Raw genomic sequence first — 23,887 nt, 5'->3', positions numbered from 1 at the left:
TCCGATAATCAGCTCCCGACCTTTCAGGCCGGACTGATTATCAATGCGCCGAAATCGAATGCGGGCACCGCTGTGTGTTTGCACGTTTTGCACATGATGATTAAACAGGTTTTCCAGTATGAATTTATCCCGTCAGGAACAACGTACCTTACACGTTCTCGCCAAAGGTGGCCGTATTGTGCACGTCCGCGATACGTCCGGCCGCGTCACCGCCGTGGAATGCTACAGCCGCGAAGGGCTGCTGCTGTCTGATTGCACGCTCGCCGTCTTTAAAAAACTCAAAACTAAAAAGCTGATCAAATCCGTTAAGGGTCAGCCCTACCGCATCAATACCACCGGGCTGAACAACGTTCGTGCTCAGCCTGACAATCGTTAAGGAGAGGAATATGGATATCCCACGTATTTTTACCGTCAGCGAAAGCGAACACCGCATTCATAACCCCTTTACGCCAGAAAAGTACGCCACGCTGGGCCGCGTGTTACGCATGAAGCCAGACACGCGCATTCTCGATCTCGGCAGCGGCTCGGGAGAGATGCTTTGCACCTGGGCACGTGACCACGGGATTACCGGCACTGGCATCGACATGAGCCCGCTCTTTACTACGCAGGCCAAACTGCGCGCAGAGGAACTGGGCGTTGCCGAACGCGTTCAATTTTTTCATAACGACGCGGCAGGTTACGTTGCGGATGAAAAATGTGACGTGGCGGCGTGTATTGGCGCCACATGGATTGCAGGTGGCGTCGCCGGAACAATGAGCCTGCTGGCACAAAGCCTTAAGCGCGGGGGAATCATGCTCATCGGCGAACCTTACTGGCGGCGGCTTCCCGCAACGGATGAGGTGGCTCGGGCCTGTGGCGCCTCGTCCATCGCAGACTTTCTCACCCTGCCCGACCTCGTCGCCTCTTTCGATCGGCAAGGCTATGACCTGGTGGAAATGGTGCTGGCCGACCAGGAAGGCTGGGACCGATATGAAGCCGCGAAATGGATGACGCTGCGTCGCTGGCTGGAGCAACACCCTGACGATGACTTTGCGCAGGAGGTGCGAGCGGAGCTGAAAAGCGCGCCTGAACGCCATGTGACCTACACGCGGGAATACCTCGGCTGGGGCGTGTTTGCGTTAATGGCACGACAGGAGGACGTTTGCGGTACCGCCTAAAGGGGAAACCGGATCACACTGAGTATAAATCGTTGTCGAAACCCGCGGGGTAATAGTCTGATGGCGTGTTTATGCAGAAGCCTGAAGAAACAGTGGATGACCAATTTTCGTTGTCCAGGATAATGCCTCACTTTCGCCTGCCCTTACCGCCCCCTCCGGGGCGGTAAGGCTTTTTTGCCTTGTGAAACGCCCTGACTGGTCAACTCCTGGTTCCCAGTTCTGAACGAATGAGGCATTACAAGTTGGTAGTCGAATGATAAGGTAGATTTCCCTCTCTCTACCGGGATGAAGCCAACGTGAGTATTTCAGACAACTATGAATGGTATAAGAATGACTACCTGGTGAGTACAGACAGAGACAAGCTGGATGTGCAGGCCATCCATCAATATCTGACGAGATCAACCTGGGCAAAAGGTATTCGCCTGGACATAGTCTCTTCCTCAATAGAAAACAGTCTTAACTTTGGCGTTTACCATAATGGAAACCAGATTGGTTTCGCTCGTCTGATAACGGATTATGCAACCTTCGCCTACCTTTGCGATGTTTATATACTTGAAGACTATCAGGGTGAAGGGCTTGGAAGATGGGTTATGGAATGCATTCACAGTCACCCCGTGTTTGAGCCGCTTCGCAGGATCATGTTATTTACTACCACCGCGCCCTGGCTTTATGAGAAATTTGGCTACGAGCCCGTTAACAGGGAAAACTATGCCTGGACGATTACGCGGCCTGATATTTATGCGGGTGGGGAAAAAGAGGGTTGAGATTAGTTGACCGCTACAGAATTAAAAAGACCAGGTGTAGCTGGTCTTAAGTTTGGTGAGTATCTTCCATTGAATCGCCACGGATACTCTATGAATATAGTAAGGCTTTCTGAACCACCTAAAGTTAACGTTTGGCAAGGTGCTCAAGTGGCAGCACGGAGTTGCACTGCATGGGGATCTTCTTGTGCCGAGCCTTTCGGCGGTTTAACTTCTTTTTGTTCTCAGCCATCCTCAAGGTGATATATGGAAACAATAGTCACTATGAGGTATCAATGTACTGGTGAATTGAAGAAGTAAGCTCCGGGGGGTCATGTCCCCTTATTTTTTGGGATACGAAAAATTCAGCAGTAGCTAAATGTCATACTGACTTATCGTTGTACACTCTCCAAAACAAGGATAAAATCAAGATAATTCTTAAATAAATGGAATGGCGCATATGGTTAAGAAAATCACTTTACTGAGCTTGTCGGCTCTTTTTGCTACACAAGTTGCCTTCGCTGAGACTTCAAGCAATTGGATTGAAGTTACAACGAATAAAGATGGCGCTTTTTTAGTCAAAAAAGGCACATTCAGAAATGTAAAAGGTGATTCATCTGCTTTGTTCATGTATGAAAAAACAGATAAAAAAGTTGAATATTACAAAATTAGTATGAAAAACACAGATTGTGATAATGGATATGGTGAAATAAAATTTTCTATATGGATGGAAGTTTGGCTTTTAAAGGTGATTACGTGGCTGATGGGACCAGTGTTGGGGCTGGTCTTGGTGATTTCATCTGTGGTGTAAGAATCGCGGCTGACGCACAAAAAAGTTGAGGAAGGGGGGCATATGCTAAAAGCAACAGACCCTTCACCCTTAGGTAAATTTCCTCGCTTCTCTGTAGCCAGCTTAATTTCAGCTTCTTTGACTTTCATGCGCCCTAACCATGATTTGCCCTCCGGTGTTGCCAGAAATTTACGGGTGTGAATTTTGCGGTTGTTGCGTTTTGTAACTGATTTTTGGTTAGCTTTTTTACATGCTCCCCCCTACGCTGAATATGCCAGGGCTCAACGTAAAGCTGAGAGAAATTACAATGAAAGTCATAATGGTGTAGATCATTATTGTTAGGCACATAAGAAAAGACGGTGCGTAGCGCTTCCGAAGAGAGGATAACCCCTTAGCACTAACTCTTATCAGGTGAGCGTTATGCTCCGGCTATCTAAACCATGGCAGAGCCAGTTTCTTTTCCGATCCGGTTAGTCTGCCCAACATTACGCTGTTTTATCCTCCCCCACATCATCTCGACGTGTAGCATTATTGAGCACCGCGCGAAGCGCGGAACGTATACCCAAGGGTTCAAGTGATGTGTTTAGAGAGTTCAGCAACTCTTTCAGCTTCTGGGACTGGTAGCTGCCAGGTCAAAACATTGTACTCGACTTGAGCCAATACAACACAAAGGCGTCTATCAAGGATGATAATGAAAGATAGAACCCTGTATATTTTTTGACGCTAACTGATTGATTTTATTAGATGGTGCCGATAATAGGAGTCGAACCTACGACCTTCGCATTACGAATGCGCTGCTCTACCAACTGAGCTATATCGGCCCTGAGAGGCCGGTTACGAGTGTAACCACGGGGCAAAAGGTTAGATCTAACCGGGTGATGCGTCAATGCCCTTTTGAATCAAACGGCTATTTTTGCATCACCCGTGATTATTTACGCACGAATTGTATCGTCACCGAAGCCGATCCATTTGTACGTGGTCAGAGCTTCGAGGCCCATAGGGCCGCGCGCGTGCAGTTTCTGCGTGCTGACCGCCACTTCTGCGCCAAGTCCAAACTGGCCACCGTCGGTGAAGCGCGTTGAGGCGTTGACATACACCGCAGAGGAGTCCACTTCGTTCACGAAGCGATCGGCATTGCGCAGCGTACGCGTCAGGATCGCGTCAGAATGCTGGGTACCATGCTCACGGATGTGGGCAATCGCGTCATCGAGATCGCTAACAATCTTCACGTTCAGTTCCAGCGAAAGGAACTCGTCATCGTACTGCTCCGCTTTGACTGGCACTACCTTAGCCGGGCCATCCTGGAGCAGTGTGAGCGCATTGGCATCCGCGTGCAGCGTTACGCCGCTCTCCGCCATCTGTTTGCTCAGCGCCGGGAGGAAGGTATTTGCAATACCCTGATGCACCAGCAGCGTTTCCACGGTGTTACAGGTACTTGGACGCTGAGTTTTGGCGTTAACGATAATCTTCAGCGCCGGGGCAATCTCTGCGCTGTCATCGACAACGATATGGCATACGCCGATCCCGCCTGTAATGACCGGAATAGTGGACTGTTCACGGCACAGCTTGTGCAGACCTGCGCCACCGCGTGGGATCAGCATGTCGATGTATTTATCCATGCGCAGCATTTCGTTGACCAGCGCACGGTCTGGGCTCTCGATCGCCTGCACGGCTCCCGCCGGTAAGCCACACTCTTCCAGCGCCTGCTGAATGACGTTTACCGTCGCGGCGTTGGTGCGCCAGGTCTCTTTTCCGCCGCGCAGAATGGCAGCGTTACCGGTTTTCAGGCACAGAGAGGCGACGTCAACCGTCACGTTTGGACGGGCTTCATAAATCACACCAATGACGCCGAGCGGCACGCGGCGACGCTCCAGACGCAAACCGCTGTCAAGCAGCCCACCGTCAATCACCTGCCCTACCGGGTCAGCCAGATTACAAACCTGACGGACATCATCAGCGATGCCTTTCAGGCGCGCCGGCGTCAGCGCCAGGCGGTCGAGCATCGCTTCGCTCAGGCCGTTTTCACGCGCCTCAGCTAAATCTTGTTCGTTGGCTCGCAGGATCTCAGCGGATTGCGATTCCAGATAATCAGCGATTTTTTCCAGCACGCGGTTTTTCTCACGGCTGGAAAGGAGCGCCAGTTTGTAAGAGGCGGCCTTCGCGGCTGCGCCCATTTGTTCCAGCATGTTCTGGCTCCTTAACGAATAATCATGTCATCGCGGTGAACGGCAACCGGGCCATATTCATAGCCCAGAATGGCGTCGATCTGCTGCGAATGGTGGCCCGCAATACGGCGCAGCGCGTCGCTGTTATAGCGGCTTACGCCATGGGCAATGTCGCGACCTTCAAGGTTACGGATGCGGATCACTTCACCACGGGAGAAGTTGCCTGTCACGCTTTTAATTCCTTTAGGAAGCAATGAACTCCCTCGTTCCAGAATCGCCGCCGTCGCGCCTTCATCAACGGTGAGCTCACCGGCAGGAGGCGCGCCAAAAATCCAGCGCTTGCGGTTTTCCAGCGGGGATTCCTGCGCGTGGAAGCGGGTGCCGACAGAGATGCCTTCCATCACGTCACCAATCACGCCCGGGCGGCTGCCCGCCGCAATAATGGTGTCGATACCGGCACGGCACGCCACGTCAGCAGCCTGCAGCTTGGTTCCCATGCCACCGGTTCCCAGCCCTGAAACGCTGTCACCGGCGATGGCACGCAGCGCATCGTCGATGCCATGAACGTCGGTGATCAGTTCGGCTTCCGGGTTGGAGCGCGGATCGGCGGTAAACAGCCCTTGCTGATCGGTCAGAAGCAGGAGTTTATCAGCTCCAGCCAGAATGGCGGCCAGCGCAGAGAGATTATCGTTATCCCCCACTTTGATTTCAGCGGTGGCAACGGCATCGTTTTCGTTGATGACGGGAACAATGTTGTTGTCCAGCAGCGCGCGCAGGGTATCACGCGCGTTCAGGAAGCGCTCTCTGTCTTCCATATCCGCGCGCGTCAGCAGCATCTGCCCGACGTGAATACCATAGATAGAGAACAGCTGTTCCCAGAGTTGAATGAGTCGGCTTTGTCCCACGGCGGCCAGCAGCTGTTTAGAGGCGATCGTCGCGGGGAGTTCGGGGTAACCCAGATGTTCACGCCCGGCGGCAATCGCCCCGGAAGTCACAATCACAATACGATGCCCTGCGGCATGCAGTTGAGCGCACTGACGTACAAGCTCAACAATGTGGGCGCGATTTAGGCGGCGCGATCCGCCTGTTAACACACTGGTACCGAGTTTTACCACCAGCGTCTGGCTGTCACTCATGATTCTCTGCCGTTCAACGATAAGGGAAAGTAATGTCGAACGAACGTTTTAACAGGAGTCAGCCCGGTTGCCAACTGCCTTAGTACATCACAAAGCACTTTGTTGCGCGGGATCAGGAAGCGTAGCGGCAAAATTTGACGGATTTATTACCGAAATAATAAATCACAGTTTTTTAAAATTATTCTTAGTTTGTCATAAAAGTTTCATTCCAGAACGATAAAACCCTTCCTGTTTTTTCACGGGACTTAAGCATGAGCTTATCGTCCAGCGAATTTTTTTAGCGCGTTTATAAGACAGGATCGAAAATGAAAAAGAGCACTCTGGCATTAGTGGTTATGGGCGTGGTGGCTTCTGCATCCGTTCACGCAGCTGAAGTTTATAATAAAAACGGTAATAAACTGGACGTGTACGGCAAAGTTAAAGCGATGCACTATATCAGCGATGATGACACCAAAGATGGTGACCAGACGTACGTTCGCTTCGGTTTTAAAGGTGAAACCCAGATTAACGATCAGCTGACGGGCTATGGCCGTTGGGAAGCCGAATTTGCCGGTAACAAAGCCGAAAGCGACTCTTCTCAGAAAACACGCCTGGCGTTTGCGGGTCTGAAACTGAAAGACTTTGGTTCCCTGGATTATGGTCGTAACCTGGGTGCGCTTTACGACGTCGAAGCGTGGACCGATATGTTCCCTGAGTTCGGCGGCGACTCTTCCGCACAGACCGACAATTTTATGACCAAGCGTGCCAGCGGTCTTGCAACCTACCGTAACACCGATTTCTTCGGTGCGATTGATGGCCTGGACATGACGCTGCAGTACCAGGGCAAAAACGAAAACCGTGACGCCAAAAAACAGAACGGTGACGGTTTCGGTACCTCTCTGACCTATGACTTCGGCGGCAGCGATTTCGCCGTCAGCGGCGCGTACACCAACTCTGACCGCACCAACGCGCAAAACCTGCTGGCGCGTGGTCAGGGCCAGAAAGCGGAAGCCTGGGCTACCGGTCTGAAATACGACGCGAACGATATTTATCTGGCAGCCATGTATTCCGAAACCCGCAATATGACGCCAATTTCCGGCGGCTTTGCTAATAAAGCGCAGAACTTTGAAGTTGTTGCACAATATCAGTTCGATTTCGGCCTGCGCCCGTCTCTGGGCTATGTCCAGTCTAAAGGCAAGGATATCGAAGGGATTGGTGACGAAGACCTGGTGAAATATATCGATGTCGGCGCGACCTATTACTTCAACAAAAATATGTCCGCATTTGTTGATTATAAAATCAACCAGATTGACGACGATAATAAACTGGGCGTAAGCAGCGATGATATTGTTGCGCTGGGTATGACGTACCAGTTCTAAGATTATCCGAATAAGAAAATCCCGGCAGATGTGCCGGGATTTTTTTTGCCCGAAATGAATGCGGTCTGATGCCCTCACCCCGGCCCTCTCCCACAGGGAGAGGGAGAAAAGCATTACGCGGTCAGCTTCACCGCTTCGCTGGAAAAGTTATCCGCGGGTTCGAACTTCAGCTCCAGAGAGGCCAGCAGTGCGCTCGCTTTGTCATGGAACTCTTTGAGGGTATATTCCAGGCGATCAATCACTTCCTGATCGTTGATGGTGGTGGCCTGCCAGTTGCCGTCTTTATTAAACAGGCCAAACTGGTAGCTATAGGTAAAACGTTTCTCCTCAGCTTCCATTTCCATCCACCAGCCCCAGAATTCACGTTTTTCGGGTGCAGGCTTCACGTTGACGCAAACAGCCAGGCAGTCGAAAAAAAAGCGATTCTCTTCACACTGCTCTTCTCGAATATACGGGCCGAGAGCCATAAATTTCTTAATCAGCCTACTTTTCGGGTGTCCACTCGGTAACGTCATTGCGATCTCCTTTTGTGAAGCCACTGTTTTACCAAACCAGCAAAATTTAGCAATCTATTAACACAATCTCTGAGCGATCCAGCGCGTAATCTCTTTCAGTGCTTTGTCGAAATTCTGATATACCGGGCTGAACGGCACCTCAAGCAATTTGCCATCCGCAGATGACGAAGTGATTAAGCGTGACTCTTCCTCCGGGCTGAACGGATCGTTTTTCCAGAAGCCGGACAACATCGGCGTCGGGCAACGGCGTCCCAGCAAACCTTGCGTTTTTAACGAGTAACGATTGAGCTCAACGCGCAGCGCTTCATCTGATGCATCATGCATGCCAAGGCGGCTGGCCAGCACGTCAAGGTACATTTCCGGCACGCTGCCCTGACGGGCAGGATCGCTAAGCAGGGCGTGGACTACCGGGCCCAGGCACGCGACGGCCTTCAGGCGCGATGATTCAAGATAAGCCAGACGCACTGCGACGTTCGCCCCAAAGCGGAAGCCGAATGCCGCCACGCGGGTGTGGTCAACCCAAGGAATGTTTTCCAGCGCTTTTAGCGCATGCTGGTGCAGCAGACTGGAATCCTGAGTCAGCTTCCATTTGGATGAGAAACCAATTGAGGGCATATCAAGCGTCAACATCGCGATCCCTTTTGGTGCGAAGTAACGCTCATACAGGCTGTAATAGTCGATTTGCAGCGAATCCAGCCCGCCGCACATCAGGACGGTCGGGAACGGGCCGTCTCCTTCAGGCATATGAAGGAAGCCGGTGACGGGCGCACCGCCGGGAATGGTGAACTCCAGTTCGCGCATCTGGCCCGGAAGGCGCTGAGCCGCTTCTTCATAGGCTCGGTTCGCCAGCGCCTGAGCCTGCTCAGCCAGCTCATCACCTTTTAAATGCGGGTAGGCGGCAATGGCGTAGAGATTGGCTGCATGGAGCCAGTGCTTGCCGCTCCGCGTAGCATCTTCCTCCTGGCTGGCTTTTTGCTGCCAGAGCATCGCCTGTTTAGACCATTCATAGATCCAGTTGCCGCCGCGATAGCCGACCACCGTGTCGTAGAGTTCGCTGTCTGTGCGCTCCGACTCGCTCATGACGATACGCGCCTGCACATCCAGGATTTCACGCGGATCAATACCGCGCCAGATCCACATCAGGCGGTTAATCATGCGATACCAGTGGGGGACGTTTTTGCCGTCTAAGGCAGACTGGACGGCAGGCTGGATACCCGGATTGAACCGACGGACCAGCGTCGACGTTTCAGGGTGTTTGAAACGGGGTTTGAAGAGTGTCTCGGTGAGATTCGCCTGCGTCATTGCGTTGCCTCCATGGATACGTCATATAACGTCCATTGTAACGCGTGGCAGGATAAAAAGAACAACGCCCGACATAGCCGGGCGTGTAAAGTTACGTGCGGAAATTAACGGCCTGAAATAGGCGGTACAAAGACCACGCCCATATCCCATGGCTGTTCAATCCAGGTATCCTGAGGGATATCAATCACGTAATCGTCAACCAGTGGGCGACCCGCCGGTTTCGCGAAGATAGTGACGAAATGCGCTTTTGGATACATTTCGCGGATAGCCACCGCGGTACCACCGGTGTCCACCAGATCGTCGATGACGATAAAGCCTTCACCGTCGCCTTCAGCGCGTTTCAGCACTTTCAGCTCACGCTGGTTGTCGTGGTCATAGCTGGAGATGCAAACGGTATCGACATGACGAATACCCAGCTCACGTGCCAGCAGCGCCCCCGGTACCAGACCGCCACGGCTGACGGCAATAATGCCTTTCCACTGTTCGGAAGGCATCAGACGCGCAGCCAGTTTGCGGGCGTGAATCTGCAACATGTCCCAGGTGACGACGTATTTTTCGCTCATGTGAAGTGTCCCAGCCTGTTTTTATACGGCTTAAAAAGTGTTCGAGGGGGAAATAGGTTGCGCGAGATTATAGAGATCTGACGCACTAAAAACCAGTGTTTAGCGCCCTCTGCCTGAGTTTTTACATGCTTTATGCTACCAGCCCGCAGAGAAAGTGGTATTCTCAGTTGCATCTCGCAAGCCTGTCTTGTGGTAACTATTAACCTGCTAACCCTGTGACCTGCAACCTTGTTTGCAGAGCATCGACAAGGAGACTTATCGTGTCTGAACTGTCTCAATTATCTCCGCAGCCGCTGTGGGATATTTTTGCCAAAATCTGTTCCATTCCACACCCTTCCTACCATGAAGAACAGCTTGCCGAACATATTATGGGTTGGGCGAAGGAAAAAGGTCTGCACGCTGAACGCGACCAGGTTGGCAACATTCTGATCCGTAAACCGGCCACCGCAGGCATGGAAAACCGCAAACCGGTTGTACTGCAGGCGCACCTGGACATGGTGCCACAGAAAAACAACGACACCGTTCACGATTTCACTAAAGACCCGATCCAGCCCTACATCGACGGCGACTGGGTGAAAGCGCGCGGCACCACCCTGGGTGCAGATAACGGCATCGGCATGGCCTCTGCGCTGGCCGTGCTGGCGGATGACAGCGTTGAGCACGGTCCGCTGGAAGTGCTGCTGACCATGACCGAAGAAGCGGGCATGGACGGCGCATTCGGTCTGCAGGCGAACTGGCTGCAGGCTGATATCCTGATCAACACCGACTCCGAAGAAGAAGGTGAGATCTACATGGGCTGCGCGGGCGGGATTGATTTCATCTCTACCCTGCCACTGTCACGCGAAGCGGTGCCTGCGGGTTACCAGACCTTCAAGCTGACGCTGAAAGGGCTGAAAGGCGGCCACTCCGGCGGTGATATTCACCTGGGCCTGGGCAACGCCAACAAACTGCTGGCACGCTTCCTGGCGGGCCACGCGGCTGAGCTGGATCTGCGCCTGGTAGACTTCAACGGCGGTACCCTGCGCAATGCGATCCCACGCGAAGCCTTCGCCACCGTTGCAGTACCTGCAGCAAAAGCGGACGAGCTGAAAAAACTCTCCAGCGTCTACCTGGATATCCTGAAAAACGAACTGTCAGCGAAAGAGAAAAACCTGACCGTGGTGCTGGAGTCTGTTACTACCGACAAAGCCGCGCTGACCGTGCAGTCTCGTGACACCTTTGTTCAGTTGCTGAACGCGACACCAAACGGCGTGATCCGCAACTCTGACGTGGCGAAAGGCGTGGTAGAAACCTCACTGAACGTGGGCGTGGTCACCATGAGCGACGACAGTGCAGAAATTATCTGCCTGATCCGTTCCCTGATCGACAGCGGTAAAGAGTACGTGGTGAGCATGCTGGAATCTCTGGGGACGCTGGCGGGTGCCAAAACCTCCGCTAAAGGCAGCTACCCGGGCTGGCAGCCGGATGCCAGTTCTCCGGTGATGGCGCTGGTGCGCGAAACCTATCAGCGTCTGTTCAACAGCACGCCGAACATTCAGGTGATCCACGCGGGTCTGGAGTGTGGTCTGTTCAAGAAACCGTATCCGAACATGGACATGGTCTCTATCGGGCCAACCATTACCGGGCCGCACTCGCCGGATGAGCAAGTTCATATCGAAAGCGTGGGCCATTACTGGACCCTGCTGACCGAGTTGCTGAAGGCGATTCCTGCTAAGTAATTCGTCGTCTGTTGCCCGGTGGCGCTACGCTTACCGGGCCTACGATTGGCGTAATCTACAATCCCAAAACCAACTGACGCTCTAACTGTGGATCCAACAGTGTGACGTGCAGCCCCACCAGCCGTACTCCGCGCCCTGCCCGCCGTTCTTCCCATGCTTTTTTTGCCGTCGCGATAAGATCGTCTCTGTTCAGACGCGGCCAGACGTGCTCCTGCGTAGTCTGCTGGAAGTCGTTAAACTTGAGCTTCACGCCCTGCCGGGCGATGAGCAGATCGGGCTTAACCTTCGCTAAGCGCCTTTCCAGCTCAGGATAAAGCTGTTCAGTGATGATGAATTCACATTCGGACCAGTCGTGAATATCTTCCATCAGCGTGCGTTCAACACCAACCGATTTACGCAACCGCTCGCTGCTTACGCTGCGTTCGTCAATGCCCTGACTGCGTTCCCACAGCACGCGACCAAACTTTCCGAAACGCTTGAGTAGCATAGCCAGATCGCTTCGCTGCACATCTTCGCAGGTGCGTAATCCCATACTTTCCAGCTTCGCGGCGGAGACTTTGCCTACGCCGGGGATTTTGCAAAGCGGAAGCGTTTTCAAAAACGCAGGCACCTCTTCGGGGGTAATGACGTACTGACCGTTGGGTTTATTTAAATCGGAGGCGATTTTAGCGAGAAATTTTACCGGCGCGACCCCTGCTGATGCGGTGAGATTCAGCTCGCTGGAAATAGTCTGGCGGATCTCCTGCGCCATCAGGGTGGCGGAGCCGTGACAGTGAAGGCTGTCGGTGACGTCAAGATAGGCTTCGTCCAGGGATAGCGGCTCAATCAGTGAGGTATAGCGTGAGAAGATTTCCCGTATATGGTTCGACGCTTCTTTATAGGCTTCAAAGCGCCCAGGCAAAAGGGTGAGGTGCGGGCAGAGTTTTAACGCCATCGCCGTCGGCATGGCGCTGCGCACGCCAAATTTGCGCGCAGGGTAGTTGGCGGTGCTGATCACCCCACGCTGTACGCGGCTGCCGCCAATGGCGATGGGGATATCCCGCAGCGCCGGGTTGTCACGCATCTCCACTGCGGCAAAAAAGCAGTCCATATCGACATGGATTATTTTGCGCATAGTAAGCCCTCACTCATCACTGGATAAGTATACAGTAAACAAATGAGGGTTGAGAAGTGTACGTGGGAATTGTCGGGTGGCGGCTTCGCCTTACCCGACTAACAAGACTAAATAATGCGCTGCTGTTCGCGGGCCATTCTTTTTTTCCGCGCATCGCACGGTTCCGGGCAGTCGCAGACCTTTTCCATTCCGAGAGAAGAGATCCCGCCGCAGCTGCCCTGAATGCTTTTACGCTTGATGATCCAGCCTAATGACATGCCGAATACCACCAGCACAAACACCGCAAAGGTCGCCAGAAAGGTCAACATGATCAGCCTCCGAAATCATCAAGGAGGATGTTCTCATCTTCCACGCCGAGATCTTTCAGCATCTTGATCACAGCGGCGTTCATCATTGGCGGACCACACATGTAGAACTCGCAGTCTTCTGGTGCCGGGTGCTGTTTGAGGTAATTTTCATAGAGCACGTTGTGGATGAAGCCCGTATAGCCTGTCCAGTTATCTTCCGGCTGCGGGTCGGAAAGCGCCACGTGGAAGGTAAAGTTAGGGTTCTCACGCGCCAGCTGTTCGAACTCATCGTCATAGAACATTTCGCGCAGGGAACGCGCCCCATACCAGAAGCTGATCTTACGCGTGCTCCCAAGACGCTTGAGCTGGTCAAAGATGTGTGAGCGCATCGGCGCCATACCCGCGCCCCCGCCGATAAAGACCATTTCTGCGTCGGTATCTTTGGCAAAGAACTCCCCGAACGGACCGGAGATGGTGACTTTGTCGCCAGGCTTGAGGGACCAGATGTACGACGACATCACGCCCGGCGGGGCATGTGGCACGTTTGGCGGCGGAGTGGCGATACGCACGTTGAGCATAATGATGCCCTTCTCTTCCGGGTAGTTAGCCATGGAATAGGCGCGAAGCGCGGGCTCTTTGACCTCGGAAACAAAGCGGAAGAGATTAAATTTATCCCAGTCGGCACGGTACTCTTCAGGCACGTCGAAGTCGGCATACGCCACGGTGTGTGCCGGACAATCAATCTGGATATAGCCACCCGCACGGAACGGGACGCTCTCCCCTTCAGGCACACGCAGCTTAAGCTCTTTAATGAAGGTGGCTTTGTTATCGTTAGAGATAACCTCGCACTCCCATTTTTTCACGCCGAAGATCTCTTCCGGCAGCTCAATCTTCATGTCCTGACGCACCGCGACCTGGCATGCCAGACGACAACCCTCTTTCGCTTCACGTTTCGTAATATGCGACAGTTCTGTGGGCAGAATATCACCGCCACCCTCTTTCACCGTCACACGGCACTGCCCGCATGAGCCGCCGCCACCGCAGGCTGACGAGACAAAGATCCCGTTGCCGGAGAGCGTATTAAGCAGTTTATCCCCTGCCGGGGTACGGATCTGATTCTGGGGATCGTCATTGATATCAATGACCACATCACCGGAATTGACCAGCTTCGCGCGCGCCGCCAGAATCAGCCCTGAGAGCACCAGTACTATCAGCGTGAACATCACCACGCCAAGAATAATTTCCATCTTTTAGCCCTTATAGCTGCACACCGGAGAAGGACATAAAGCCCAACGCCATCAGGCCGGTGGTGATAAAGGTGATCCCTAAGCCACGCAGCCCGGCAGGGACGTTGGCATATTTCATTTTTTCGCGGATCCCCGCCATGGTAACAATCGCCAGCATCCAGCCGATACCGGATCCAAAGCCATACACCACGGATTCACTGAAGTTGTAATCACGCTGAACCATGAATGAGACGCCACCAAAGATGGCACAGTTTACGGCGATGAGCGGCAGGAAGATCCCCAGCGCGTTGTACAGCGACGGGAAATACTTATCGAGGATCATCTCCAGGATTTGCACCAGCGCCGCAATTACCCCGATAAAGGTGATGAAGTTCAGGAAGCTGAGATCAATCCCCTCCACCAGCGCACTGTCCCGCAGCACAAAGTTGAACACCAGGTTGTTAATCGGAACGGAAAGCCCCAACACCACGGTGACCGCCACGCCCAGACCAAATGCCGTCGAGACCTTTTTGGAAACGGCAAGGAACGTACACATGCCCAGGAAGAAGGCGAGCGCCATGTTTTCAACAAACACCGCGCGCACAAATAAACTCAGGTAATGAGCCATTGTCGGTTACTCCTTTTCTTGCTGTTCGGGCTTCAACGTACGAATCAGCCAGATCAGCAAACCGATAATGAAAAATGCGCTTGGGGCCAGCAGGAACAGTCCGTTTGGCAGATACCAGCCGCCGTTCTGTACCGTGTCCAGCACCGTGATGCCAAACAGCTTGCCGCTGCCAATAAGCTCGCGCAGGAAACCGACCGTCAGGAGGATCACGCCGTAGCCCAGACCGTTGCCGATCCCATCCATAAAGCTCGCCAGCGGCGGCATTTTCATGGCGTAGGCTTCAGCGCGTCCCATCACGATACAGTTGGTGATAATCAGGCCGACAAACACCGAAAGCTGCTTCGAGGTTTCATAAGCAAACGCGCGCAGCAGCTGATCAACGACGATCACCAGCGAAGCGATGATCGCCATCTGGACGATGATCCTTACGCTGTTGGGTATGTGGTGGCGGATCATTGAGATAAACATGCTGGAGAACGCTGTCACCAGCGTAACTGCCAGCGTCATCACTACCGCCGTTTCCAGTTTGGTCGTCACCGCCAGGGCAGAGCAAACGCCCAGCACCTGCAGCGTTATCGGGTTATTGGCTAAAAGTGGGCCAATCAGTACCTTTTTAACTTCTTTCAGTTCACCCGTATCAGCCATTGTTTAGCGCTCCTTCACGTACGTTTTTCAGGAAGGGACCAAAGCCCAGTTCACCCATCCAGAAATCAAAACTGTGCTGCACCCCGTTAGAGGTGAGCGTGGCCCCGGAAAGGCCGTCAACGGCGAAGTCATCACCGGGACGCGCCCCCCCTTTCACCACCTTAAGCGCAGGCTGACCGTTATCGTCGAGTACTTTTTTACCGACAAACTGCGCACGCCAGTTAGGGTTCTCAACTTCGCCACCCAGCCCCGGCGTTTCGCCCTGATCATAATAAGTAATGCCTTTGACCGTGCGGCCATCGGTGTCCAGCGCCACAAAGGCGTACATCATTGACCACAAGCCGTTACCATAGATGGGTAAAACCACTTCCTGCACGCGTTTTTGCTCGTCACGAACGAGATAAATCTCCGCAATATTGCTGCGGCGCTTAATCCCTGCCGGATCCTGAGAGGCATCAAGCGAAGTGCTCATCTGCGGATCTTTCAGCGCCAGCGCCTGGTTATATTTCGCCGGGTCTTTATCCATCAGTTCACCGGTTTTTAAATTCACCAGCCGTGCGGTAATGCGTTCAGCAAACACGGCTGAGACGTCGTCCTTCGTCATGCCTTCCTGCATCAGCCCGGCCACGGCCAGGATGTTACGCTGTTTATCCAGCGCCCGTTGCTCCTGCTGCAGCGGTTTTAACCCGACGGCAGAACCGGCGACGACAATGGAACAGACCAGGCAAAGCACCAGAACCACCAGCAATGTTTTGCTGATGCTGTCGTTATTTTTGACTTCAGCCACGCGCCTTCCTCCGCTTAATGTTGGCGCGCACGACCAGATAGTCGAACAGCGGCGCAAACAGATTGGCAAACAGAATGGCCAACATCATCCCTTCCGGATAGGCCGGGTTGACCACGCGAATCAATACACACATCACCCCAATGAGCGCGCCGTAACACCATTTACCTCTGTCGGTAAACGAGGCCGAGACGGGATCGGTGGCCATGAACATCATGCCAAACGCAAAACCGCCCAGCACAAGGTGCCAGTACCACGGCATAGAGAACATCGGGTTCGTGTTTGAACCAATGAGATTGAACAGGGTGGCAGTAAGCACCATCCCGAGCATCACGCCTGCGACGATGCGCCAGGAGGCCACGCGACCAAAGAGAATGATCGCCCCACCGAGCAAAATCATCAGGGTAGACACTTCCCCGATGGAGCCCGGGATGTTGCCAATAAACGCATCAAACCAAGTCACCGGCTGGCCGGTCGCATTATTGACCAGCGTTTCACCGCCGCCTGCCGCCCACTGGGAAAGGGGTGTCGCACCGGAGAAACCGTCCGCAGCCGTCCACACCAGGTCACCTGAGATCTGCGCCGGGTAGGCAAAGAAAAGGAACGCACGCCCCGCCAGCGCCGGGTTCAGGAAGTTACGCCCGGTCCCGCCGAAGATCTCTTTGGCAATCACGACGCCAAAGCTTATCCCCAACGCCGCCTGCCAGAGTGGCAGCGTAGGTGGCACAATCAGCGCAAACAGGATAGAGGTAACAAAGAAGCCCTCGTTAATCTCGTGTTTGCGGATGATGGCGAACAGCACTTCCCAGAAACCGCCCACGATAAAGACAGTCATATAAATCGGCAGGAAGAATACCGCCCCCAGCGTCATCATGCTGAGCCAGCCCGCGTCCGCCGCGAAGCTCACGCCTAACGACTGTGCCAGGCGGTAGTGCCAGTCAGACTGAATGACCTGCGCCAGCTGCTGCGCATCATAGAGATGATGCAGCGCCGGAATGGTTTGCAGCCCCACGTTGTACATACCCCAGAACATGGCCGGGAAGACCGCAAACCACACCAGGATCATCATGCGTTTCAGGTCGATGGCATCGCGAACGTGCGCCGCCCCTTTCGTCACCAGACCCGGCGTGTAGAAAATGGTCGTCGTCGCTTCGTACAGCGGGTAGTACTTCTTCAGTTTACCCTCGGTAAAATGCGGCTCTATTTTTTCAAAGAGGTGTTTTAAGCCCATCGTTATCCTTCCTGCTCAATGCGGGTTAACACCTCGCGCAATACGGGTCCATATTCGTATTTACCTGGACACACATAGGTACACAGCGCCAAATCTTCTTCATCCAGCTCGAGACAGCCCAGCGCCTGCGCGCCGTCGGTATCACCGGCAAGGAGATCGCGCAGCAGCACGGTGGGCAGAATGTCCAGCGGCATCACGCGTTCGTAGTTGCCAATCGGGACCATTGCGCGCTCCCCGCCGTTCGTGCTGGTGGAGAAATTAAAGAGCTTATGACGCAGGAAGTGACCCAGCGTAGTGCGGGTCACGGAGTATTTCTCTGCACCCGGCAGCACCCAGCCGAACAGCTCTTTCTCACGCCCTTCCTGCACAACGCTCACCTGAAGATGGAAACGGCCCAGGTACGCATGCGCATCAACTGCACGGCGCCCACTGAGTACTGAACCGGAAATCAGGCGGTTTTCACCCTCTTTCGTTTCCCCGGAAAGCAGGTCATTAAGATCGGCTCCCAGAAGCGTTTTTACCAGGCGCGGGTTTGCAGCCTGCGGACCGCCGATAGCGATGATCCGCTCAGCGCAGAGAACGCCAGTGGTAAAGAGCTTACCAATGGCAATGACGTCCTGATAATTAAGATGCCAGACCTGTTTTTTCAGACTCACCGGCTCAAGGAAGTGAATATGGGTGCCGACCAGCCCAGCCGGATGTGGACCCGAAAATTCATTAAACGTGACCTGCCCCTGCGGATGGCCGCCAAGCTTGCCACCGCCGGCCTGGCAGACGTGAACTTTTCCGGGCGTCAGGCGCGTTAAAACCGTCAGCCCGGCATCGAAGGCTTTACGCTGCGCCAGAATAACGGGCTGCGGGTCTGCGCTGAGCGGGTTGGTGTCGATGGCCGTCACGAATATGGCAGCCGGGGCCGTATCAGGAGCGGGGGATTTGCTGAAAGGACGCGTGCGAAGTGCCGTCCACAAACCGGATGCCAGCAGTTGAGCCTGCACAGTTTCCCGACTAAGCGACGCGAGTTCTGCGGCGTCGTAATGGGCAAACTCACGCTGTTCATCGCCTTCAATGCGGATCACCACCGACTGAAGGACACGGCGCTCGCCACGATTGATCGCCACAACGGTGCCGCTGGCGGGAGCAGTGAACAGCACGCCGGGATTTTTTTTATCCTCAAAGAGCGCCTGCCCTTTGATAACGCGATCGCCCTCCTGAACCAGCATAGAGGGGCGCATTCCCAGATAATCGTCGCCTACGATGGCGACATGACGGACACTTGCACCGGGCGAAACGTGCTGCTCGGGCACGCCTGCAATCGGCAGATTAAGTCCTTTTTTTATTTTAAACATGTGGTTAGCAGGTTTCCATAAACAACAATCCAGTGGGCGCGAAGTGTACCATTTTCCCCTTCTCACGGGCAGGGGATCCGCCTTCGGGCGCGCCAAATTGCGAGCTAATACGCAAAGTTCCTGGAGCCAGCGTGATTTTGATGGTTTATAAAGTAAAACTAATTTGTAAACTCATCGCCCGACTCTTGCGAAAATCTATAGCGGTGCTAATGTGAGCGCTCCTAACAGAATAATCTGATTTCGGGTCTCTTTTGCCGCCCTGGCAAGTTGATCTACGTTTTATCAAGGAACTTGTAGTATGCGTAAAATCGCATTGTTCATTGCGATGCTTCTGATTCCGTGCATGTCGTTTGCCGGGCTGCTCAGCAGCAACAGCTCCACGACGCCGATCAGCAAAGAATATAAACAGCAGTTAATGGGATCGCCGGTTTATATTCAAATCTTCAAGGAAGAACGCACGCTCGATCTATTTGTGAAAATGGGCGAGACATATCAGCTGCTTGATAGCTACAAAATTTGTAATTACTCCGGCGGGCTGGGGCCAAAACAGCGCCAGGGTGATTTTAAAAGTCCGGAAGGGTTTTATAACGTTCAGCGTAGCCAGCTCAAACCAGACAGCCGCTTCTATAAAGCCATTAACATCGGTTTCCCCAATGCCTATGACCGTGCTCACGGTTATGAAGGGAAATACCTGATGATCCACGGTGCCTGCGTGTCTATCGGCTGTTATGCGATGACCGATGCCGGCATTGATGAAATTTTCCAGTTCGTAACAGGCGCACTGGTGTTCGGGCAGCCTAACGTTCAGGTCAGCATTTATCCGTTCCGTATGACAGATGCCAACATGGCCCGCCATAAATACTCCTATTACGCCGATTTCTGGAAACAGCTGAAGCCGGGTTACGACTACTTTGAGCAGACCCACAAGCCGCCTGTGGTTTCTATCGTCGATGGCCGTTACGTGGTCAGCAAACCGCTGAGCCACGAAGTCGTCCATCCACAGCTGGCGTCAAATTACACGGTCCCCGAGACAAAATAGCACCCACTCGCCTGGCATGATCTTTTGCCAGGCTTCGTTGCCCGTCAGCGGCTGCGTCGCAATGACTGTGACCACATCGTTCGGTGTGGTCTCTTTCTGAAAGTCTATCTCCACATCCTGATCGAGCAGCTTTGCAACGCCAAACGGCGCACGGCGCGTGATCCAGAACAGGTTCGTCGAACAGAACGCCATGACATAGCGTCCGTCTGACAGCAGCATGTTAAACACGCCTTTTTCACGTAGCTCGGATGCCAGCGTCGCGATGTATTTAAACACGGCGGTCATGTTGCCGGGCGTACGAGGATAACGTTCCGTCAGCTTGTGCAGTAGCCAGCAGAAGGCTTTTTCGCTATCCGTTTCGCCGACCGGGCGGAAATTCCCCGTCTCCAGCGACTTATAGCCCGTCAGTTGCCCGTTGTGCGCGTAGGTCCAGTTTCGCCCCCACAGTTCACGGGTAAACGGATGGGTATTTTCCAGCGCCACTTCGCCGCGGTTTGCCTGACGGATGTGCGCAATCACCGAGCGGGACTTGATGGGATAGTCCTGCACCAATTTGGCAATCGGTGAGTTATAGCTGGGCTGTGGATCTTTGAACGTGCGACACCCTTTGCCTTCGTAGAAGGTAATGCCCCAGCCGTCTTTATGCGGCCCGGTTCCTCCACCGCGCTGCACCAGCCCGGTGAAACTAAAGCAGATATCGGTTGGCACATTGGCGCTCATCCCGAGCAGTTCGCACATACATCACCTCCACAACAGCGGGGGCAAGAGTGCCCCCAGCGAAGTCTTACTTAGCCATCTCTTTTTCGATCAGCTGGATCAGGATATGGATCACTTTGATGTGAATTTCCTGAATACGGTCAGCATAACCGAAGTGCGGAACGCGAATTTCGACATCCGCCGTACCGTCCATCTTACCGCCATCTTTACCGGTCAGGGTGATGACTTTCATCCCTTTTTCACGCGCGGCGGCGATCGCTTTGATCACGTTGCCGGAGTTGCCAGAGGTAGAGATCCCCAGCAGCACGTCGCCTTCACGGCCTACCGCTTCAACGTAGCGGGAAAAGATGTGGTCGTAACCGAAGTCGTTGCCTACGCAGGAGATGTGGCTGACGTCGGAAATCGCAATCGCCGGGTAGCCCGGACGGTTTTCGCGATAGCGTCCGGTCAGCTCTTCTGCAAAGTGCATGGCATCACAGTGGGAACCACCGTTACCGCAGGAGAGCACTTTGCCGCCCGCTTTAAAGCTGTCGGCCAGCAGGACCGCCGCGCGCTGAATAGCGTGAATGTTGGCATCATCTTTCAGAAAGTTAGCCAGCGTTTCCGCCGCTTCGTTCAGTTCGTTACGAATAAGATCCTGGTACATGAGGATAATCCTTCAGTATTGATGAAATAACACAGTGGAGTGTACCGGATAGCGGGAAAAGCGAGAAGCTAAAGCCATGCGAATCCTCCGGCGTTTTGCTTTTTCGTGCCGGCGAAAACACGAACAATGTGAGCCCGGTTGTAATTATTTTGTAAACACATTGCTAAAGGAAATAACATCAACTACAACCATATCATCACAAGTGGTCAGACCTCCTACAAGCAAGGGAGCTTTTCTTTATGATGATTTTGAGCATTCTCGCAACTGTTGTACTGCTCGGTGTGTTGTTCTATCACCGCGTCAGTTTATTCCTGAGTAGTGTGATTCTGCTGGCCTGGACGGCTGCACTTGGCGTCGCTGGTCTGTGGAATATCTGGCTTTTAGTTCCGCTGGCCATCATTCTTCTGCCGTTTAACTTTACCCCGATGCGTAAGTCGATGATCTCCGCGCCGGTGTTCAAAGGCTTCCGCAAAGTGATGCCGCCAATGTCGCGGACTGAGAAAGAAGCGATTGATGCCGGTACCACCTGGTGGGAAGGCGACCTGTTCCAGGGCAACCCGGACTGGAAAAAGCTGCATAACTATCCGCAGCCGCGTCTGACCGCTGAAGAACAGGCTTTTATTGACGGCCCGGTGGAAGAAGCGTGCCGCATGGCAAACGACTTTGCCATCACCCATGAAATGGCCGATCTGCCGCCAGAGCTGTGGGCGTATCTGAAAGAACATCGCTTCTTCGCGATGATCATCAAGAAAGAGTATGGCGGTCTGGAATTCTCCGCTTACGCTCAGGCTCGCGTCCTGCAAAAGCTGGCGGGCGTCTCCGGGATCCTGGCGATTACCGTTGGCGTGCCTAACTCCTTAGGCCCGGGTGAACTGCTGCAGCATTACGGTACCGAAGAGCAGAAAGATCACTACCTGCCGCGTCTTGCGCGTGGTCAGGAAATCCCTTGCTTCGCGCTGACCAGCCCGGAAGCGGGTTCCGATGCAGGCGCGATCCCGGATACCGGCGTGGTCTGCATGGGCGAGTGGCAGGGCGAGCAGGTGCTGGGCATGCGCCTGACCTGGAACAAGCGTTATATCACCCTGGCGCCAATCGCCACCGTGCTGGGTCTGGCCTTTAAGCTCTCTGACCCGGAAAAACTGCTGGGCGGCGAAGAAGATCTGGGCATTACCTGTGCGCTGATCCCAACCTCTACCCCAGGCGTTGAAATTGGTCGCCGTCACTTCCCGCTGAACGTGCCGTTCCAGAACGGTCCAACCCGCGGTCAGGACATCTTTGTGCCGATTGATTACATCATCGGTGGTCCGAAAATGGCCGGTCAGGGCTGGCGTATGCTGGTGGAATGTCTGTCGGTTGGCCGCGGCATTACCCTGCCGTCGAACTCTACCGGTGGCCTGAAATCTGTGGCGATGGGGATTGGTGCATACGCCCACATCCGCCGTCAGTTCAAAATCTCCATCGGCAAGATGGAAGGTATCGAAGAGCCGCTGGCGCGTATCGCGGGTAATGCCTACGTGATGGATGCCGCCGCATCTTTGATTACCTACGGCATCATGCTGGGCGAAAAACCGGCCGTGCTGTCCGCGATTGTGAAATACCACTGTACCCACCGCGCGCAGCAGTCGATCATTGACGCGATGGATATCGCAGGCGGTAAAGGCATTATGCTCGGCGAAGGCAACTTCCTGGCGCGCGGCTATCAGGGCGCACCGATTGCCATCACCGTGGAAGGGGCCAACATCCTGACCCGCAGCATGATGATCTTTGGTCAGGGCGCAATCCGCTGCCATCCGTACGTGCTGGAAGAGATGGCCGCTGCGCAGAATAATGACGTGGATGCCTTCGATAAGCTGCTGTTCAAACATATCGGTCACGTGGGTAGCAACAAGGTGCGTAGCTTCTGGCTGGGCCTGACGCGCGGTCTTACCAGCGCGACGCCAACCGGCGATGCGACCAAACGTTACTACCAGCATCTGAACCGTCTGAGCGCCAACCTGGCTCTGCTGTCGGATGTTTCCATGGCCGTTCTCGGCGGTAGCCTGAAGCGTCGCGAGCGTATCTCTGCCCGCCTGGGGGATGTGCTGAGCCAGATTTTCCTGGCCTCTGCGGTCCTGAAGCGTTACGACGACGAAGGGCGTCAGGAAGCGGATCTGCCGCTGGTACACTGGGGCGTTCAGGATGCGATGTATCAGGCAGAACAGGCGATTGAAGATCTGCTGGCGAACTTCCCGAACCGCTTTGTCGCAGGCGCCCTGCGCGTGGTGATCTTCCCGACCGGACGTCACCACCTGGCACCGTCCGACAAGCTGGACCACAAAGTGGCGAAAATCCTGCAGGTACCAAGCGCGACACGCTCCCGTATCGGCCGTGGTCAGTACCTGGCCCCTACGCCACATAACCCGGTGGGTCTGCTGGAAGAGGCGCTGCTTGATGTAATGGCCGCCGACCCAATTCATCAGAAGATCTGCAAACAACTGGGCAAAAACCTGCCGTTCACCCGTCTGGATGAACTGGCGAAACAGGCGCTGTCAGGTGGCATTATCGATAATGCTGAAGCAGCAATTCTGGTGAAAGCCGAAGAGAGCCGTCTGCGCAGTATTAACGTCGATGATTTCGAACCGGACGAGCTGGCAACACAGCCGGTAAAGCTGCCAGAGAAGCACCGAAAACCTGAAGCGGCATAACCCGTTTCGTTCTGACAAACCCCGCCGCGCGCGGGGTTTTTTATTGCCACATTTTCTCGTAATGACGTGCTACAGTGTCAAAAAGGGGTCGTTTGA

Annotated in this window: 23 protein-coding genes and 1 tRNA gene; 8 read left to right on the top strand and 16 right to left on the bottom strand. The window is 54.0% G+C overall.

Going from position 1 to position 23,887, the window contains the following annotated elements:
- The first annotated feature begins 118 nt into the window (after positions 1–118).
- From ACOTY9_RS16935 to ACOTY9_RS16920, 4 genes are all read left to right on the top strand, one after another.
- On the top strand, positions 119–376 hold the full coding sequence (locus ACOTY9_RS16935; protein WP_014882706.1) for a YjhX family toxin: 258 nt from the start codon (positions 119–121) through the stop codon (positions 374–376).
- Positions 377–386: 10 nt separating this feature from the next.
- A complete protein-coding gene (locus ACOTY9_RS16930) occupies positions 387–1,157 on the top strand; it encodes a class I SAM-dependent methyltransferase (protein ID WP_348565971.1) in 771 nt (256 codons plus the stop codon).
- A gap of 296 nt (positions 1,158–1,453) precedes the next feature.
- The gene (locus tag ACOTY9_RS16925) at positions 1,454–1,921 is read left to right on the top strand and encodes a GNAT family N-acetyltransferase (protein ID WP_348565970.1); all 468 of its coding nucleotides are present in this window, start codon (positions 1,454–1,456) and stop codon (positions 1,919–1,921) included.
- 436 nt (positions 1,922–2,357) lie between these two features.
- Positions 2,358–2,708, top strand: a complete 351-nt coding sequence (locus ACOTY9_RS16920; RefSeq protein WP_348565969.1) for a hypothetical protein — start codon at positions 2,358–2,360, stop codon at positions 2,706–2,708.
- A gap of 724 nt (positions 2,709–3,432) precedes the next feature.
- On the opposite strand, the gene ACOTY9_RS16915 is transcribed toward ACOTY9_RS16920, so the two are convergent.
- From ACOTY9_RS16915 to proB, 3 genes are all read right to left on the bottom strand, one after another.
- A tRNA-Thr gene (locus tag ACOTY9_RS16915) sits at positions 3,433–3,508 on the bottom strand.
- Positions 3,509–3,619: 111 nt separating this feature from the next.
- Positions 3,620–4,873, bottom strand: coding sequence for a glutamate-5-semialdehyde dehydrogenase (gene proA, locus ACOTY9_RS16910; protein WP_348565968.1), 1,254 nt, complete (start codon positions 4,871–4,873; stop codon positions 3,620–3,622).
- Between the two features lie 11 nt (positions 4,874–4,884).
- Complete coding sequence (gene proB, locus ACOTY9_RS16905) at positions 4,885–5,988, bottom strand: glutamate 5-kinase (RefSeq protein WP_014882684.1); 1,104 nt, start codon at positions 5,986–5,988, stop codon at positions 4,885–4,887.
- A 305-nt stretch (positions 5,989–6,293) separates the two neighbouring features.
- Between proB and phoE the strand changes: the two genes are divergently transcribed.
- The gene (gene phoE / locus ACOTY9_RS16900) at positions 6,294–7,346 is read left to right on the top strand and encodes a phosphoporin PhoE (protein ID WP_014882683.1); all 1,053 of its coding nucleotides are present in this window, start codon (positions 6,294–6,296) and stop codon (positions 7,344–7,346) included.
- Positions 7,347–7,459: 113 nt separating this feature from the next.
- Here phoE and crl read toward each other — a convergent pair whose 3' ends face one another.
- The 3 genes from crl to gpt form a co-directional block, all read right to left on the bottom strand.
- Entirely contained in the window at positions 7,460–7,861 is a 402-nt protein-coding gene (gene crl, locus ACOTY9_RS16895) for a sigma factor-binding protein Crl (RefSeq protein ID WP_014882682.1), read from the bottom strand.
- Positions 7,862–7,918: 57 nt separating this feature from the next.
- The gene (gene frsA / locus ACOTY9_RS16890) at positions 7,919–9,163 is read right to left on the bottom strand and encodes an esterase FrsA (protein WP_014882681.1); all 1,245 of its coding nucleotides are present in this window, start codon (positions 9,161–9,163) and stop codon (positions 7,919–7,921) included.
- Positions 9,164–9,267: 104 nt separating this feature from the next.
- A complete protein-coding gene (gpt, locus tag ACOTY9_RS16885; protein WP_003863205.1) occupies positions 9,268–9,726 on the bottom strand; it encodes a xanthine phosphoribosyltransferase in 459 nt (152 codons plus the stop codon).
- Positions 9,727–9,986: 260 nt separating this feature from the next.
- Between gpt and pepD the strand changes: the two genes are divergently transcribed.
- A complete protein-coding gene (gene pepD, locus ACOTY9_RS16880; protein WP_014882680.1) occupies positions 9,987–11,444 on the top strand; it encodes a cytosol nonspecific dipeptidase in 1,458 nt (485 codons plus the stop codon).
- Between the two features lie 55 nt (positions 11,445–11,499).
- Here the strand turns inward: pepD and dinB are convergent, their stop codons facing one another.
- The 8 genes from dinB to ACOTY9_RS16840 form a co-directional block, all read right to left on the bottom strand.
- The gene (gene dinB / locus ACOTY9_RS16875; protein ID WP_348565966.1) at positions 11,500–12,558 is read right to left on the bottom strand and encodes a DNA polymerase IV; all 1,059 of its coding nucleotides are present in this window, start codon (positions 12,556–12,558) and stop codon (positions 11,500–11,502) included.
- A 107-nt stretch (positions 12,559–12,665) separates the two neighbouring features.
- Entirely contained in the window at positions 12,666–12,866 is a 201-nt protein-coding gene (gene nqrM, locus ACOTY9_RS16870; RefSeq protein WP_014882678.1) for a (Na+)-NQR maturation NqrM, read from the bottom strand.
- Positions 12,867–12,868: 2 nt separating this feature from the next.
- Positions 12,869–14,092: an NADH:ubiquinone reductase (Na(+)-transporting) subunit F gene (nqrF, locus tag ACOTY9_RS16865; RefSeq protein WP_032637417.1), complete on the bottom strand. Its 1,224-nt coding sequence runs from the start codon at positions 14,090–14,092 to the stop codon at positions 12,869–12,871.
- A gap of 10 nt (positions 14,093–14,102) precedes the next feature.
- Positions 14,103–14,699, bottom strand: coding sequence for an NADH:ubiquinone reductase (Na(+)-transporting) subunit E (gene nqrE / locus ACOTY9_RS16860; RefSeq protein ID WP_006810004.1), 597 nt, complete (start codon positions 14,697–14,699; stop codon positions 14,103–14,105).
- Between the two features lie 6 nt (positions 14,700–14,705).
- Complete coding sequence (locus ACOTY9_RS16855) at positions 14,706–15,344, bottom strand: NADH:ubiquinone reductase (Na(+)-transporting) subunit D (protein ID WP_014882676.1); 639 nt, start codon at positions 15,342–15,344, stop codon at positions 14,706–14,708.
- Positions 15,337–16,131 (bottom strand): Na(+)-translocating NADH-quinone reductase subunit C, encoded by a 795-nt coding sequence (locus tag ACOTY9_RS16850; RefSeq protein ID WP_014882675.1) that lies wholly within the window; start codon positions 16,129–16,131, stop codon positions 15,337–15,339. The genes ACOTY9_RS16855 and ACOTY9_RS16850 overlap by 8 nt, the downstream gene beginning before the upstream one ends.
- Positions 16,124–17,359, bottom strand: coding sequence for an NADH:ubiquinone reductase (Na(+)-transporting) subunit B (locus ACOTY9_RS16845; protein ID WP_014882674.1), 1,236 nt, complete (start codon positions 17,357–17,359; stop codon positions 16,124–16,126). Before ACOTY9_RS16845 ends, ACOTY9_RS16850 begins: the two co-directional genes overlap by 8 nt.
- A gap of 2 nt (positions 17,360–17,361) precedes the next feature.
- The gene (locus ACOTY9_RS16840) at positions 17,362–18,705 is read right to left on the bottom strand and encodes a Na(+)-translocating NADH-quinone reductase subunit A (protein ID WP_023338096.1); all 1,344 of its coding nucleotides are present in this window, start codon (positions 18,703–18,705) and stop codon (positions 17,362–17,364) included.
- A 298-nt stretch (positions 18,706–19,003) separates the two neighbouring features.
- Here ACOTY9_RS16840 and dpaA point away from each other — a divergent pair, with 298 nt between their 5' ends.
- The gene (dpaA, locus tag ACOTY9_RS16835; RefSeq protein ID WP_014882672.1) at positions 19,004–19,744 is read left to right on the top strand and encodes a peptidoglycan meso-diaminopimelic acid protein amidase; all 741 of its coding nucleotides are present in this window, start codon (positions 19,004–19,006) and stop codon (positions 19,742–19,744) included.
- Here dpaA and ACOTY9_RS16830 read toward each other — a convergent pair.
- Together ACOTY9_RS16830 and lpcA are read right to left on the bottom strand one after the other, a co-directional pair.
- Positions 19,715–20,482, bottom strand: a complete 768-nt coding sequence (locus tag ACOTY9_RS16830; RefSeq protein WP_014882671.1) for a class II glutamine amidotransferase — start codon at positions 20,480–20,482, stop codon at positions 19,715–19,717. The two genes, dpaA and ACOTY9_RS16830, sit on opposite strands and share 30 nt — an antisense overlap.
- Before the next feature lie 46 nt (positions 20,483–20,528).
- Complete coding sequence (lpcA, locus tag ACOTY9_RS16825; RefSeq protein ID WP_021242877.1) at positions 20,529–21,107, bottom strand: D-sedoheptulose 7-phosphate isomerase; 579 nt, start codon at positions 21,105–21,107, stop codon at positions 20,529–20,531.
- 239 nt (positions 21,108–21,346) lie between these two features.
- On the opposite strand from lpcA, the gene fadE reads away from it, so the two are divergent.
- On the top strand, positions 21,347–23,791 hold the full coding sequence (fadE, locus tag ACOTY9_RS16820) for an acyl-CoA dehydrogenase FadE (protein WP_348565965.1): 2,445 nt from the start codon (positions 21,347–21,349) through the stop codon (positions 23,789–23,791).
- Positions 23,792–23,887: the final 96 nt, after the last annotated feature.

It is taken from the genome of Enterobacter cloacae complex sp. SHL012, from assembly GCF_049237505.1.
Lineage (GTDB): Bacteria > Pseudomonadota > Gammaproteobacteria > Enterobacterales > Enterobacteriaceae > Enterobacter > Enterobacter kobei.
The sequence above is the reverse complement of the archived record's forward strand: the minus strand, read 5'-3'. Positions and strand labels throughout refer to the sequence as shown.